The sequence below is a fragment of the Rhodococcus sp. W8901 genome (assembly GCF_013348805.1).
Taxonomy (GTDB): domain Bacteria; phylum Actinomycetota; class Actinomycetes; order Mycobacteriales; family Mycobacteriaceae; genus Prescottella.
The window spans coordinates 1,683,431-1,696,976 of record NZ_CP054690.1 but is presented as its reverse complement, the minus strand read 5'-3'; the positions used below and the strand labels follow the sequence as shown (position 1 = coordinate 1,696,976).

Genomic DNA, 13,546 nt, shown 5'->3' with positions numbered 1-13,546 from the left:
GTCAATGGTCGAACCGACACGGCGGTGGCGCGATCGGCACCGCTGAGTGAACAGACGGGAACGTTCCCGGGATCGTTCCCGGGAACGATCCCGGGCCCCTGGTCGACGAACCTTCTAGGTGCCCTTCAGGTTGAGGATCTGCCGCAACTCGTGGCGGATCTCGACGAGATCACGGGCGTCGTCCATGACGACGTCGATGTCCTTGTAGGCGTCGGGGATCTCGTCGATCCATTCGGCGCCGTGCCGGTACTCGATCCCCTGCATGCGCTCGGCCAGGTCCGCCACGGTGAACCGCTTCCGGGCCTGTGTGCGGGAGAACCTGCGGCCGGCGCCGTGCGGGGCGGAGCACAGTCCGGGCTTGCTGCCCTTCCCCCGGACCACGTAGGAGCGGGTGCCCATGGAACCCGGGATGACGGCGTCCACTCCTTCGTGGGCGTTGACCGCGCCCTTGCGAGTGAGCCACACCTTCTCGCCGTAGTGCTCCTCCTGCTCGGTGTAGTTGTGGTGACTGTTTATCCGCTCAGCCTCGACCACCCCCTCACCGATCCACTCCCCCAGTACCGCGCTGTAGCGGTCCATCATCTCGGCCCGGTTCAGGAGCGCGAACCGCTGCGCCCACCGCAGTTCCCGGATGTACGCCCAGAACTCGGGCGCACCCTCCGCGAGGTAGGCGAGGTCCCGGTTGGGCAGCTCGATGTGCCATGTCCGGCACAGCTTCTGGGCGATCGCGATGTGCTTCTGTGCGATCTTGTTGCCCACTCCTCGGCTCCCGGAATGCAGGAACATCCACACCCGATCCTGTTCGTCGAGGCACAGCTCGATGAAGTGGTTGCCGCCACCGAGGGACCCCAACTGCTCACGCCACTTCGGGGAGTGCGACAGGTCCACGCCGTCCTTCGCCGCGCGCTCCTCGAGTTCCGCGATCTTCGGCTCCGCGAACCATTCCCCGAGGGATGCCGTGAGGTTGTAGTTGCCCGGGGACAACGGAATTGCATCCTCGAGCCGCAGGCGGAGTGCATGGAGCGTCCGGCCGCGGGCGCCGGCTCGTTCGATGTCACCGGCGTCGAACTGGGTTCGGGCAGCGATCATTCCGCAGCCGATATCGACGCCGACCGCCGCCGGGATCACCGCGCCGCGGGTCGGGATCACCGTTCCGACCGCGGATCCCTTGCCGCTGTGCGCGTCCGGCATCAGCGCCACGTGCGGGTACACGAACGGCATGGACGCGGTTTCCCGCGCCTGTGCAAGGGCGGTGTCGTCGACGTGGCTGGCAAAGTTCAACAGGTTGTGGCCGTGCTCGGTGGGGGTCACTGTCCTACTCCGGTCGTGGACGATCGCGCGGGGATCGCCCGCGGCGTCGTCCGAATGATTGGTAGTCCCACCGTAGAGCGATTTCGGGACCGGGCAAGCGAATATCCGCGCGACGGCGTTCAATGGATCGGGACCGGCGAGCGCATCCACAGGACGGTGGTAGGCATGACAGGACACGACGACTGGTCTCGCGATCACGGAGCCGCCGCCCTGCGACGCCACGCTCCCGAGGTTGCGTCCACGCTCGACCGTCTGGTCGCCCTCGTCCCACCCATCGGCGACGGCTCCGTCGTCGCGCGGGCCCGCGAGGTGTGCGGGCGGACGCTGTCACTCCCGCCGCTGCCCGCGCCGCCCGTGACCTCCGCACCCGCGAACGCCGACGGGACCACCCAGGTGCCGCTCGAGTTCGCCGAGCAGTTCAGCGCCGACGTGTCCATGATCGACGACGCCATGCGGGGCGCGCTCGCGTCGGCGCTCGGCGACCGGACCGGCACCTTCGTGCAGTCGCTCTACGTCGCCGACTGGGTGCCGCGCGTCCGCGCCGGACTCGACGCGCTGTTCGAGGGCGCCGACGCCGACTGGGGCATCCCGATCGAGTGGGCCACCGAGGGTGAACCGTGGCCGCTGATCCAGCGCACGCTGGTCGACGTCGCCCGGCTCCGCGAACTCGACCCGGTGACCACCGAGGTCGTGCGCCTGTACCAGGCCCGCCAGCACAACTGCCGGCTGTGCAAGTCCCTGCGCAACCGCACCGCACTGCTGGCGGGCGGCGACGAAGCCGTCTACGCCGAGATCGACGACTACCGCAGCGGCGGGCTGTCCCCGCGCCACAAGGCGGGGCTGGGCCTCGCCGAGGGGCTGACCTGGCAGCCCGGCCATCTCGATCCGCAGGCGATCGCGGCTGTGCGCGAACACTTCTCACCCGCCGAGGCGGTGGAGTTGGTGCTCGACACGATGCGCAACTCGTGCAACAAGATCGCGGTGTCGACGGGGACCGATCAGGCCAACATCACCGACGGTGTCGAGATCTACGACGTCAACCCCGACGGCTCGGTGGACTTCGGCCTGGCGCTGCCCGGCTGAGAGACCGGTTACCGCACGGCGCTGACCGGCCATTGCCATGCCCCGCGCGCGGGAGGAAGGTGGGGTAAGGAATGGGGCCGGTGGCGCCCCCGGGCGCCACCTCGAGCAGAAAGAGGTGGATCGTGTACGCACGTTCTACAACTATCCAGGCGCATCCCTCGTTCATCGACGCCGGCATCAAGCACGTCCGCGACACCGTGATGCCGGAACTCGCCGACATCGAAGGCTGCGCCGGACTGTCGCTGCTGGTCGACCGGGACTCCGGGCGCTGCATCGCCACCAGTTCGTGGATGGACGAGGACGCTCTCCGCCAGAGCGAGGGGCCCGTCATGCAGCTTCGCGATCGGGCCGCCGAGGTCTTCCACGGCACCTGGCACGTCGAGCGGTGGGACATCGAGGTCCTGCACCGCGATCATCCGTCCCACCACGGCGCGTGCGTCCGCGCGGCCTGGTTCAAGGTGGAGCCGGGCACGATGGCGCGCGCTGTCGACGTCTACAAGCTGGCGGCATTGCCCGCGCTGGGCGAGGTCGACGGGTTCTGCAGCGCGAGTCTGATGGCCGACCATGCGGCCGGACGCGCGGTGTCCTCGGTGACCTTCGACAGCGTCGAGCAGATGGCGGCCAGCCGCGAGCAGGGCGAGACCATCCGGAACGCAACCCTGAGTGAGGCCCGAGCCGAGGTGCTGGAGGTGTGCGAGTTCGAGCTCGCGATCGCCCACCTGCACGTGCCCGAGATGGTGTGATCACCGAGTCCGCGGATCCGCGCGCCACGTGAAGTGGCGCCCGGTCCTCGGCCGTGCACCGATCACGCGACCTGCAGCACCCCCTGCCGCGACAGGATCGGACGCACCCCCTCACCGAACCAGTACGCCTCCTCGATGTGCGGCTGACCGGACAGCACGAAGTGCTCGACGCCCACCGCCGCGTACTCCTGGATCAGCGACGCCACCTCCGCGTGGCTGCCGACGAGAGCGGTTCCGGCGCCGCCGCGGACCAGCCCGTACCCGGCCCACAGCCCCGGGTACACCTCGAGGTTGCGCAGATCGGCACTCAGGCCGAGCTGACGTCGTTGGCCTTCGGACTCGCTCTGCGCCAGGCGGTTCCGTGCCAGCTCGATCTGCGCGGGATTCATTCGCTCGACCAGCTTGTGTGCTTCGGCCCACGCCTCCTCCGAGGTGTCGCGGGCGATCACGTGCGCGCGGATCCCGAAGCTCAGGGTCCGTCCGTGCAGCGCGGCGCGGCGGCGGACGTCGTCGATCAGGGCGCCCACCCTCGCAGGCGGCTCGGTCCAGGTGAGGTAGGTGTCGACGTGCCGGGCGGCGACGTCCAGGGCAGGCTCGCTGGCCCCACCGAAGAAGATCCCCGGCGCCGGCGACGGCGTGGGGAGTGCCGCCGCACCCTCGACTGTGTAGTGGGTACCCGCGAAGTCGAACGGCGTCCCACTCCACGCACCGCGGACGATCTCGAGGAACTCCCCCGTCCGCTGGTAGCGCTCCGCCTTGGTGAGGAAGTCGCCGAACCGGCGCTGCTCCTCCGCGTCACCGCCCGTGACGATGTTGAGCAGCAACCGACCGCCGGACAACTGCTGGAACGCCGCGGCCTGCTGCGCGGCCAGCGTCGGGGTGATCAACCCGGGCCGGAACGCGACGAGGAACTTGAGCGTGCGGGTCTCCCGGATGAGCGCCGCGGTCGTGATCCACGCATCAGAGCACCACGTGCCGGTCGGCGTGAGCACCGCTTCGAAACCCAACTGCTCCGCAGTCCTGGCGACCAGGGACAGGTAGTCGAGCGACGGCGGACGAAACGCAGACGCGCGCCCCGCGGCCTCCTGCGGGTCGAGCGCGCCGATCACCTCCCGCCCGTCCCCGGAGGTGGGCAGGTACCAATGGAAATGCAGAGTCATGCGGGAATCCCTTCGAGAACGCCGAGATGAGTGAGAACTGTGCTGCGCAGGCCGACCACGTCGGGGTCGGCACGCAGCCGAGGGCGGGGCGCCGAGACCGCGACGTCGTGGGCGATCCGGCCGCCGTCGAGGACGAGCACCCGGTCCGCGAGCAGCACCGCCTCCTCCACGTCGTGGGTGACGAGCAGGACCGCGAAGCCGCGCCGCTTCCACAACCGGATCAGTAACTCGTAGGCGGTGATTCGGGTCAGCGCGTCCAGCGCACCGAACGGTTCGTCGAGGAGCAGCAGCTCGGGCTCGCGGACGAGGGCCCGAGCCAACGACACCCGCTGGGCCTCGCCGCCGGAGAGCGTCAGCGGCCACGCGTCGACACGGTGCGCGAGGTTCACCTCCGCGAGGGCATCGACCGCGCGCTGCCTGCCGTCGGCACCCGGCAGTCCGAGCGAGACGTTGCGGTGCACCCGTTTCCACGGAAGCAACCGCGGCTCCTGGAACGCGACGGCCACCGAACCGTCGACGTCGATGCTGCCGTCGTGTCCGAGGTCGAGCCCGGCGACGGTCCTCAGCAGCGTCGACTTGCCCGAGCCGCTGCGTCCTACGAGCGCGACGATCTCGCCGCGGCGCAGGGTCAGGTCGATGCCGTCGAGGACGACGTCGGAGCCGAAAATGCGTCGCACGCCGCGGGCGGTGACGACGGCGTCGCTCACGCCCCCTGGTACGTCTTGCGCCATGTCAGGAGCCTCCCTTCGAGGGCCCGCACGATCGCGTCGGTTGCGAGACCGAGGAACGCGTACACGAGCAGGCCGAAGATGACGATGTCGATGCGGAAGTAGATGCGGGCGTTGTTGACGAGATACCCGAGCCCGGCGTCCGCGTTGATCTGTTCGGCGACGATCAGCGCCAGCCACGCGACGCCGAGGGACAGCCGCAGCCCGGTGAGCGCCTGCGGCAGTGACCCGGGCAGAACCACATGGACCGCGAGCTGGAACCTGCTGAGCCCCAGCGTCTCCGCGGCCTCGATCAGCTTGCCGTCGATGCTCCGGATGCCGGCGAACAGGTTGAGATACAGCGGGAACATCACCCCGAGCGCCACCAGGAGCACCTTGGGCTCCTCGCCGATCCCGAACCAGATGATGAACAGCGGGATCAGCCCGAGGAACGGCACCGTCCGCAGCATCTGGATGGGCGGATCGATGGCGAGTTCGACGATCCGGGAGAACCCGGCGAGCACGCCGAGCACGACGGCGAGCGCAACCCCGAGCACGACACCGAGGAGCACCCGCTGCACCGACACGGCGAGTGCGTCCTCCAGGCTGCCGTCCGACCACAGTTCCGCGGCCGCCGAGATCACCTGCGCCGGCGAGGCAATCGTCTTGTCCGACACCACTCCGGCGCTGCTGAGCACCTGCCACAGCACCAGCAGTACCAGCGGGGAGATCAGTCGCAGCAGCGGCGTCCACGAACGGCGTCGGCGCGTCGGCGCGGCCGTATCCGCTGCGGCGACGGTCACGACATTCTTCGTCAGGACCGCGGTCATTTCCTGCCCTCCTCGATCTGCGGGTTGAACCGGGCGTCGAAGTACTCACCGGCGACGGGAGCCTGCTTCAGCAGTCCCGCCGAGGCGAACAGGTCGATCAGCTTCTGCTGCTTCGCGATGCGCTGGTCGTCGATCGGAACGTAGGAGCCCTTCGACGTGTCGAACGACGCCGCGGCAACGTCCTGCGGGAGCTTGGTCAGCTTCGCGAAGATCGGCACCCACGCCTCCGGGTGCGCGTCGGCCCACACCTGGGCGCGGGACAACCGCTGGAAGAAGTCGGCCAGCGCCGCCGACTTCGCCGGGTCCGCCAAGGCCTCCGACGCGGCCGAGAAGTAGGACTGGCCGGTTGTGACCTCACTGCCGTCGGCGATCACCTCGGCGCCGGCGGTGTTCGTGCCGATGGTCGCGTAGGGGTTCCACACCGCCCATGCGTCGACCTGGCCGGAGGTGAACGCGCTCAATGCATCTGCAGGGCTGAGGAACTGGAACTGAAAGTCCGATACCGGCAGGTTCGCCTGATCGAGCAGGCCGAGGACGAGGCCGTGCGAGCTCGAGCCCTGCGTGACCGCGATCTTCTTGCCCTTCAGGTCGGCGATGGACGACGCGGTCGAGTTCGCGGGCACCAGCAGGAAGTCGTTGGCGCCGGTCCGCGCTTGCACCGCGACGATACGGCCGGAATTCCCGGTGGCCTGGGCGAACACCGGCGGCACGTCGCCCGTGCCACCGGCGTCGATCTTGTTGGCGCCCAGCGCTTCCAGTAGCGGCGGTCCCGCCTCGAACGTGGACCACTCGATGCCGTAGTCGAGGCCGTCCAGCTCGCCGGCCGCCTCGAGGAGCGACTGCGTGCTCTTGACCTGGTCACCGATCCGGAGGGTGACATCGGACCGCGGGTTTCCGGCCGTGGCAGACGGTTCCGAGGCACTGGAACTGCTGCAGGCGGTCAGAGCGAGGGATGCGATGACCGCGGCGGCGGTCAGGGAGAAGCGTAGACGCGTCGAACGACGCATGGAAAACCTCCGATACGTACGTGGGGAGTGCACAGACGATCCCGAGCGGTCGTGGACGACCGGCGGGCGAGCAGAGTGACGGCCCCTAGTTCCCGAGGGCCGGCGACATCAACAGGAGCGCGGACAGGGGGCGGCCACGCAGCAGGCCGGAACGGCGTGCCGGTGTGCCCGGGTGTCGACGCTGAATGTCATGCCGCGAATCCTGTGCCCCACCGCTGCGGTCGTCAACGGCTCCCGGGCGGTCACCGACGGCCGGCCCCCGCCTGTGCAGGCGGTTCAAGAGTTTGAATCACTCCAGTTCGATACCCGCCGCGATTGTTGCCATCGGGAGACCGTGTCTTTGCGACAAAACAGAGAATCCGCCGGATATGGCTGCCTATACTCCCGCCATGCTGATCATCGGGATCATCCTGTTCGGGTTGCTTGTCGGCGTCGTCGCCCAGCTCATCATGGGCAGATCCAGGAACGGAATCGACTGGGCTCTGGCCTGCGCCGCCGGCCTCGGCGGTTCGTTGGTAGGCGGCCTGGTCATCAGCCTCCTCGCCGGTGACGGACTCGCACTGCGCCCCAGCGGCATCATCGGCTCCCTCGCCGGCGCCATCATCGTCACGGCCGCCTGGTCGTGGTGGAAGACCCGGGCCGCGTCGTCGGCCAACTGACTCACAGCGGAGAACGGGTGGTTACTGCGATCGGCTCTCGGCCGTTGTCGCAGTAACCACCCGTTGAGCGTCTGGAAGCGGCTCGAGCTCTGGGTTATCGGGGAGACGCCTCGGGTCGGTAGTTCATTCCCGGTGAAGCACCTGCGTCGTGCACCGGAACGCCCCGCCGAAGCTGCGGGTAACCGCGAAGTCGACGTACTCGACGGTGACGCCATATCCCGCGATCGCCCCCCAAGGAACGGCCCTGCTCCGAGGTCGTCGGCCGCACCGTCCGGCACGGCCGGCTGCGGTAGCGCCCACATAGATGCAGCGGCCTCCGAGCGCCCTGTCCGCGAGGATCTCTCGGCTGGCCAGCACCTCGAGCCGGCGGTGCGGCAAGCGCAGACAGCCTTCGATCATCGCGTCCGGGGCACCGAACTGCGATCGGGACACCGCCACCGTGTGCAACGGGGCGAACTCGCTGCGCACCAGGACCCGGCCCGGGCCGTCTTCAACCACAGAAGGATTCGTGACGTTTTCCATCGAGTCCCCTCACATCGCACATCGGGCCAGCCACGCGATGGAGCCTGCGCCGCCGACCCGTCCTGTGCTGCGCGAGCATACGCCGTGCGGGCGCGACCACCGCCCGGATTCGACGCCGAACGGGCGATTGTCGGGATCGTCACTCGACGTCTGTTCCGACAACCGCCCGATCGAGCGCCTAGGGGCTCCCGTTCGCGACCAGACGCCGGACCGACTCGGGTGCCGGCATGTCCGCGCCCACCCACGGTGCCGGGATCGGTTCGCACGCCGACGTCCGCAGCGGAACCACGCCCGCCCATCCGACGGAATCCATGGACGGTTCGGGCGGTGGCGCGTCCCGCACCCTCACCGTCCAGCATCCGGGTTCGATGGGCAGGGCCATCGCCAGGGTCGCCGCGAGTTCCTTCTTCGTGTGAGTCCGCACCTCCGAACTGCGACCGGGGATCAGCGAGTCGGACATCAGGTCCAGGGCGTGCACCGCATCGTCTCCACTGAAGTCGGTGAGGCACCCGCGGACCACGACCGACCGGTAGTTGGCCGTGGAGTCGAACAGGGTGTCCGCCACCACGATCCCGTCGAGCATCGTGACGGAGAACGCGGCAGGCGCACCCGCCGCGACCTGCCGCAGCGCCCCGGCACCCGTCGATCCGTGCAACACGATGCGGTCACTGTCGCGTGCGTAGAGCATGGGCACAACCCACGGCAGTCCGTCCACGGCCGTCGCGAGGGTGCCGACCGCTGCCGCGTCGAGCACCGCGTCGAGATCGCGCCGGTGGTCGCCGGCGAGTTCTGGGTATCTCCTGATCCGATCCATGCAACGAATCGTCCACGATTTCCGGACTACCCAGTAGGTCCAGAACTGCATCGAACAGGCAGACCACTATCCTGACCGTCGTGTCCCGCATCTCCCCCGACATGCACCTTGCGTTGCGACTGCCCGTCAGCACCTCCCCACTGCGACATCGCATTGCGGAGGCGATCGTCGAGCAGATCCGGCTCGGCAGGCTCAGCCCGGGGACGCGCTCCCGTCGACCCGCACACTCGCCGCGGAACTCGCCGTGGCCAGGGCTTCCGTCGTCGACGCGTACGACGAACTCGCGGCGGCCGGCTACGTCGTAGCGCGGCCGGGTTCCGGCACCCGGATTGCCGACGGCGCCGACACCGCGGCCTCCGCGGGCGCCGCGCCGCACGTCCCCACGGCTACGCCGGCGACCGCGCCGCCTCGCGCGCCACGGCAGACCCCGCCGATATGGAATCTCACCCCGGGCCACCCCGACACCGCCCTGATCTCGACCACCGACTGGCGCCGCGCGTGGCGGGCGGCCGCCGCGGCACCCGTCGCGTCCGCGCCGGCGGGCCCCGACGGGCACGCCGAGCTCCGGCTCGCCCTGTCCGGGCACCTGCGCCGCACCCGCGGAATCGTCTCGGAGCCAGATGATTTGATCATCGTGCCGGGCGTGACTTCCGCACTGCGCGCCGTCACCGCGGCGGCCGGGCGCGCCGGACGTGACGTCGCCTTCGAGGAACCCGGCTATGTCGAGGCACGCCGGGTGCTCCAGATGTCCGGCGCCCGAACGCGTTCCGTCGATGTCGACGCCGACGGCCTCGATCCCGGATCACTGCGTGACTCCGACGCGGCCGTGTACTGCACTCCTGCGCATCAGTATCCGATCGGTGCGCGTCTCCCCGCTCCTCGGCGCGCCCGACTCGTCGCGTGGGCAACCGAGGCCGGCAGGCTGCTCATCGAGGACGACTACGACGGCGAGTTCCGCTACGACGTGTCCGCCCTGCCCGCACTGCGCAGCCTGGACGGTGGACGCGACTGCGTCGCCTACATCGGTACGGCCTCGAAGGTGCTCACGCCCTCGCTGCGCCTGACCTGGCTGCTGCCGCCGCGGGGGCTTCGCTAGCCGGTCGCCGAGGCGCTCGCGTTAAGCGGCGAGAGCGTCTGTACCGTAACCGGACTCGCGTTCGCCCGGTTCATCGAGTCGGGCGCCCTGACCCGACACCTTGCCAGGGCGTCCCGCACCTACGCCGCCCGCCGGGGCGCGCTGGTCGGCGCGCTGAAGCGCCACTGCACCGATGCCCGACTGGTCGGCGTCGAGGCGGGACTGCACCTGGTGCTCAGGCTCCCCGACGACACCGACGACACCGCGATCGCGTCGGCCCTCCGCGGTCGCGGCATCACCCTGCCGCCGCTCTCGTCGTTGCGCGCCGACCCGGACGGTCCCCGTGGCCTGGTCTGCGGTTACGCGTGCCTTCCGGAAACCCAGGCGGACAGGGTCGCTACGGCCATCGCGGACGTCGTGCGGCAGCACGTCGGCTGACGCAACCGAACTGAGCAGTCCAGGTGTGAGGCGAGCCCGGAACGGGTACTCCCACCCGGACGGACCCTTCTCGCCCACCTGGAGTTGCCATGATCGTCATCGGCCTGATCATTCTCATCGCGGCAGTGGTCGTCGGTGTTGCCGGCGTCCTCTCCAACGGGGGCGTCGAGCACGCCTTGACCGACGACTTCTCGGTGCTCGGCTACCACGTGACCGGATCCACCGGCGCCCTGTTCCTCTGTGGAATCGTCGTCGGGGCGGTCGGCTTCCTGGGGCTCGGCCTCGTACTCACGGGTGCCCGGCGCGCCTCCAGACGAGGACGGGCCGCACGCAACGAGTTGGAGCAATCGCGCCGCAACGAGGCGGCACTCACCCAGGAACGCGACCAACTCGCCGCCACCGGGACGCAGACAACCACCGCCCGTCACGCCGCGGCGGACACCACCGCGGAAGCCCCCGCCGCCCCCGACAGCGCCCACACCGATGGCGAGCGCAGCTGGAAACACCCGTTCGGAGGAGGACACCAGGGCCCTCCTGCATCCCCCCGCCCGGCGCACTGAGACACGCGGCAACGACGACGGGCGGTTACTGCGGTCGTCTCTCGGCCGTTGTCGCAGCAACCGCCCGTCGTGGGGTGCCTCGTCGCGACCCGCGGCGCGGCCGAGCGATCAGCCGGTGGGATGATGAGCGGGTGCCGATGCCCTCCCCGCTACCCGTCAAGAACGGGGTCGGACCGACGCGGCTGCGCGTCCCGACGTCCGGGCCGTGGGTGACGATCGCGGACTACGTCGTCGCGAGGTTCGACCACCTGGACGCCGACGACCTGTACCGGAGGTTCGACGCCGGCGAGATCGTGGGCGCCGACGGCCGTCCGATCGGTCGCGGAACGACGCTGAGCGCGCATCGGTTCGTCTGGTACTACCGCGACCTGCCGGTGGAGGAACCGGTGCCGTTCCACGAGGAGATCCTGCACGTCGACGACGACCTCGTCGTGATCGACAAGCCGCACTTCCTCCCGACCACCCCGGGCGGGCGCTACCTGCGCGAGTCCGCGCTCGTCCGGTTGCGGACCCGCCTCGACAACCCGGACCTGACGCCGATCCATCGACTCGACCGCGCGACCGCCGGCCTGGTGATGTTCTCGGCGCGCCCCGCGACGCGCGGCGCCTACCAGTCACTGTTCGAGAAGCGGCGGGTCGTGAAGGTCTACGAGGCGGTGTCGGCGCTACCGCCCGGGTGGGACCCGGACGCACCGGCGCTCGCCGGGCGCGCCGTTCCCGTCGTCTACCGCAGCCACATCGAGGCGCGGCGCGGCGAGCTACGGGTCGTCGTCGACGACTCCCGCGAGCCCAACTCCGAGACGCTGATCGAGGTACGTGGCGCCGGCTCGAGCGCCTCCGGACGCGCTGTGCTGCACACGATCCTGCGCCCGCACACCGGAAGGATGCACCAATTGCGGGTGCATCTGGCAGCGCTCGGCATAGGGATCCTGGGCGACAGTTGGTATCCCGAACTGCTGCCCGAGGCGCCGGACGATCATGCCCTCCCACTCCAACTGCTCGCCCGGGAACTGGAATTCACCGATCCGCTGTCGGGGCTGCCGCGGCGGTTCGTCACCCGCCGGACGTTGGATGAGGCGCCCGCGTCGGGGCGTTGACACGCGGCACCGTCTGTCACCACCCGCAGCAATCGTGATGGAACCATTCACGTCCGACCTGCGTCGGACCGAGCAGAGCGAGCGGCGCACCGCTCGGCGAGCGCGTCGTCAGGACATGTGTTCAAACCCGCCCGACAGGTCGGCACTGCCCACTACAGTCGCCGGGACCCACCACGGAACCTCAGGAAGAAGACGGAATGCGCAAGTCCATCGCTGCCGGCGTCGTCGCAGCAGCATCGGTCGGAATCATCCTCGGAGGCACGGGAATCGCCTCCGCAGCATCCAAGACCATCCCCGAAGGGACTGGGATGTATTACGTGAACAAGGACATCCGACCCGGCATCTACTCCACCGAAGGCGCACTCGTCGACGGGGGCCAGACCTGCACCTGGGTACGCGGAACCATGAAAACGCTCCGCATGGAACCGATCGCGTCCGGTAAGACCAAGGGCCCGACCACGGTGAAGATCGAAGAAACCGACGACGTGTTCATCACCTCCGGGTGCGGCGAGTGGACGCAAGATACCCAGCTGGACGGCGGCTTTCTCCATTCCCTGTTCGGCTCGCTCGACGTCGGCTCCCTGGTCGACCCTCTGGTCGGGTCTCTCGAGGTCGGTTCTGCGGCAGGGTCGCTCGGCGGTTCCCTCGCCACCGGTTCCATCATCAACGGATCACTCGCGAACGAATAGACCGGCTCCTGATCGCAGAAACGCGAACAGCTCAGGCGGCCGGCTCGCAGCCGGCCGCCGTGAGGACACCAGGCAACGGACGTACCGGGAATCCACGGCATCCGTTCCGCCACAGGCTGTTCCCGAGCTACTCTGACACCGCGGCAGGTCGGGACAGGTTCCGCTTCGGAGGTTCACGCCTTGCGCTGTGTCCAGCTTCCTAGACCGGTCGTCGCCGGTGCCGTCGCATCGATGGCCGTCCTCGGTGCGCTCGGCACCCCGGCCATGGCGTCGGCCGAACCGCAGCCGCCCCCAGCGACGACAACGGAGTTCCAGGTTCCGGCCAGGTTCGGCACAGCATGCACACTCACTGCCTGGGTTTGCCTACCAACGCTGACGACCGTCACGCCGTCGGCAACCACCAGTGGACTCGGCGAGGCAACCTTCTCCGCGAGAGTTTCGGCACGGCCTACGCCTGCCCCGACGTGTCGGTGAGGTGGCTGAATCTGACCACGGGCGCTACCGGAACCACGGCGCTTCGCCGAACGCCCGTCGACTACAGCCGCCCCGTCGCCGCGGACGAATGGTGCCGATACACCCCGGCCACTGCGGTCACCGGCAGCGGCACCCTGACCGCAACAGCCGACACCGACTCGGTCGTCGCCCCGGGAGGCTTCCAGGTTCAGGTCAACCCAGGATTCGGAACCATCAGTGTTCCCTAGAGTTGCGTGGTCATCCCCCGCGCAAACCGACTGTCGCCTTTCCGTCGGACCACGACCGAACAGGGGGCACCAACCCGCAGCAATCGTGAGAGAACCGTTCACCGCCTGCGTGCGTCAAACCACACAGGGCTCCGCTGTGAGCCCCGGACC

14 protein-coding genes and 1 pseudogene are annotated in these 13,546 nt (G+C 69.2%); 8 read left to right on the top strand and 7 right to left on the bottom strand.

The features are described from left to right. Nucleotides 1-114: 114 nt before the first annotated feature. A complete protein-coding gene (locus HUN07_RS08130) occupies nt 115-1,311 on the bottom strand; it encodes an RtcB family protein (protein WP_174909003.1) in 1,197 nt (398 codons plus the stop codon). Nucleotides 1,312-1,476: 165 nt separating this feature from the next. On the opposite strand from HUN07_RS08130, the gene HUN07_RS08125 reads away from it, so the two are divergent. Further along, on the top strand, nt 1,477-2,394 hold the full coding sequence (locus tag HUN07_RS08125) for a carboxymuconolactone decarboxylase family protein (RefSeq protein WP_174909001.1): 918 nt from the start codon (nt 1,477-1,479) through the stop codon (nt 2,392-2,394). A gap of 71 nt (nt 2,395-2,465) precedes the next feature. After that, nucleotides 2,466-3,137, top strand: a complete 672-nt coding sequence (locus tag HUN07_RS08120; protein ID WP_114718356.1) for a hypothetical protein — start codon at nt 2,466-2,468, stop codon at nt 3,135-3,137. Nucleotides 3,138-3,199: 62 nt separating this feature from the next. Here the strand turns inward: HUN07_RS08120 and HUN07_RS08115 are convergent, their stop codons facing one another. From HUN07_RS08115 to HUN07_RS08100, 4 genes are read right to left on the bottom strand one after another with little or no spacing between them, the layout of a single operon-like run. Further along, on the bottom strand, nt 3,200-4,297 hold the full coding sequence (locus HUN07_RS08115) for an LLM class flavin-dependent oxidoreductase (RefSeq protein WP_174908999.1): 1,098 nt from the start codon (nt 4,295-4,297) through the stop codon (nt 3,200-3,202). Continuing rightward, nucleotides 4,294-5,028: an ABC transporter ATP-binding protein gene (locus HUN07_RS08110; protein WP_174908997.1), complete on the bottom strand. Its 735-nt coding sequence runs from the start codon at nt 5,026-5,028 to the stop codon at nt 4,294-4,296. The genes HUN07_RS08115 and HUN07_RS08110 overlap by 4 nt, the downstream gene beginning before the upstream one ends. Next, nucleotides 5,001-5,834, bottom strand: a complete 834-nt coding sequence (locus HUN07_RS08105; RefSeq protein ID WP_174908995.1) for an ABC transporter permease — start codon at nt 5,832-5,834, stop codon at nt 5,001-5,003. The genes HUN07_RS08110 and HUN07_RS08105 overlap by 28 nt, the downstream gene beginning before the upstream one ends. Beyond that, on the bottom strand, nt 5,831-6,841 hold the full coding sequence (locus HUN07_RS08100) for an ABC transporter substrate-binding protein (protein ID WP_174908993.1): 1,011 nt from the start codon (nt 6,839-6,841) through the stop codon (nt 5,831-5,833). Before HUN07_RS08100 ends, HUN07_RS08105 begins: the two co-directional genes overlap by 4 nt. A gap of 389 nt (nt 6,842-7,230) precedes the next feature. On the opposite strand from HUN07_RS08100, the gene HUN07_RS08095 reads away from it, so the two are divergent. Continuing rightward, the gene (locus HUN07_RS08095) at nt 7,231-7,500 is read left to right on the top strand and encodes a GlsB/YeaQ/YmgE family stress response membrane protein (RefSeq protein WP_114718351.1); all 270 of its coding nucleotides are present in this window, start codon (nt 7,231-7,233) and stop codon (nt 7,498-7,500) included. Nucleotides 7,501-7,623: 123 nt separating this feature from the next. Here the strand turns inward: HUN07_RS08095 and HUN07_RS08090 are convergent, their stop codons facing one another. Both HUN07_RS08090 and HUN07_RS08085 read right to left on the bottom strand, forming a co-directional pair. Continuing rightward, nucleotides 7,624-8,022, bottom strand: a complete 399-nt coding sequence (locus HUN07_RS08090; protein WP_174907148.1) for a hypothetical protein — start codon at nt 8,020-8,022, stop codon at nt 7,624-7,626. 178 nt (nt 8,023-8,200) lie between these two features. Then, complete coding sequence (locus tag HUN07_RS08085; RefSeq protein ID WP_174908991.1) at nt 8,201-8,836, bottom strand: pyridoxamine 5'-phosphate oxidase family protein; 636 nt, start codon at nt 8,834-8,836, stop codon at nt 8,201-8,203. A gap of 80 nt (nt 8,837-8,916) precedes the next feature. Between HUN07_RS08085 and pdxR the strand changes: the two are divergent. From pdxR to HUN07_RS08060, 5 genes and pseudogenes are all read left to right on the top strand, one after another. Continuing rightward, nucleotides 8,917-10,349, top strand: a pseudogene (pdxR, locus tag HUN07_RS08080) (MocR-like pyridoxine biosynthesis transcription factor PdxR). A gap of 89 nt (nt 10,350-10,438) precedes the next feature. Continuing rightward, entirely contained in the window at nt 10,439-10,909 is a 471-nt protein-coding gene (locus HUN07_RS08075; RefSeq protein WP_114718348.1) for a hypothetical protein, read from the top strand. A 137-nt stretch (nt 10,910-11,046) separates the two neighbouring features. Continuing rightward, on the top strand, nt 11,047-12,006 hold the full coding sequence (locus HUN07_RS08070; protein WP_174914539.1) for a pseudouridine synthase: 960 nt from the start codon (nt 11,047-11,049) through the stop codon (nt 12,004-12,006). A gap of 197 nt (nt 12,007-12,203) precedes the next feature. Then, nucleotides 12,204-12,695, top strand: a complete 492-nt coding sequence (locus HUN07_RS08065) for a hypothetical protein (protein ID WP_114718346.1) — start codon at nt 12,204-12,206, stop codon at nt 12,693-12,695. 359 nt (nt 12,696-13,054) lie between these two features. Then, the gene (locus tag HUN07_RS08060; protein ID WP_254622848.1) at nt 13,055-13,396 is read left to right on the top strand and encodes a hypothetical protein; all 342 of its coding nucleotides are present in this window, start codon (nt 13,055-13,057) and stop codon (nt 13,394-13,396) included. Nucleotides 13,397-13,546 lie beyond the last annotated feature (150 nt).

What these genes read in the sequence shown, in the direction of transcription:
- HUN07_RS08125 (WP_174909001.1), top strand. Translation starts at nt 1,477, where the DNA reads ATGACAGGACACGACGACTGGTCTCGCGATCACGGAGCCGCCGCCCTG.
- HUN07_RS08120 (WP_114718356.1), top strand. Translation starts at nt 2,466, where the DNA reads ATGGGGCCGGTGGCGCCCCCGGGCGCCACCTCGAGCAGAAAGAGGTGG.
- HUN07_RS08115 (WP_174908999.1), bottom strand. Translation starts at nt 4,297, where the DNA reads ATGACTCTGCATTTCCATTGGTACCTGCCCACCTCCGGGGACGGGCGG.
- HUN07_RS08110 (WP_174908997.1), bottom strand. Translation starts at nt 5,028, where the DNA reads ATGGCGCAAGACGTACCAGGGGGCGTGAGCGACGCCGTCGTCACCGCC.
- HUN07_RS08105 (WP_174908995.1), bottom strand. Translation starts at nt 5,834, where the DNA reads ATGACCGCGGTCCTGACGAAGAATGTCGTGACCGTCGCCGCAGCGGAT.
- HUN07_RS08100 (WP_174908993.1), bottom strand. Translation starts at nt 6,841, where the DNA reads ATGCGTCGTTCGACGCGTCTACGCTTCTCCCTGACCGCCGCCGCGGTC.
- HUN07_RS08095 (WP_114718351.1), top strand. Translation starts at nt 7,231, where the DNA reads ATGCTGATCATCGGGATCATCCTGTTCGGGTTGCTTGTCGGCGTCGTC.
- HUN07_RS08090 (WP_174907148.1), bottom strand. Translation starts at nt 8,022, where the DNA reads ATGGAAAACGTCACGAATCCTTCTGTGGTTGAAGACGGCCCGGGCCGG.
- HUN07_RS08085 (WP_174908991.1), bottom strand. Translation starts at nt 8,836, where the DNA reads ATGGATCGGATCAGGAGATACCCAGAACTCGCCGGCGACCACCGGCGC.
- HUN07_RS08075 (WP_114718348.1), top strand. Translation starts at nt 10,439, where the DNA reads ATGATCGTCATCGGCCTGATCATTCTCATCGCGGCAGTGGTCGTCGGT.
- HUN07_RS08070 (WP_174914539.1), top strand. Translation starts at nt 11,047, where the DNA reads ATGCCCTCCCCGCTACCCGTCAAGAACGGGGTCGGACCGACGCGGCTG.
- HUN07_RS08065 (WP_114718346.1), top strand. Translation starts at nt 12,204, where the DNA reads ATGCGCAAGTCCATCGCTGCCGGCGTCGTCGCAGCAGCATCGGTCGGA.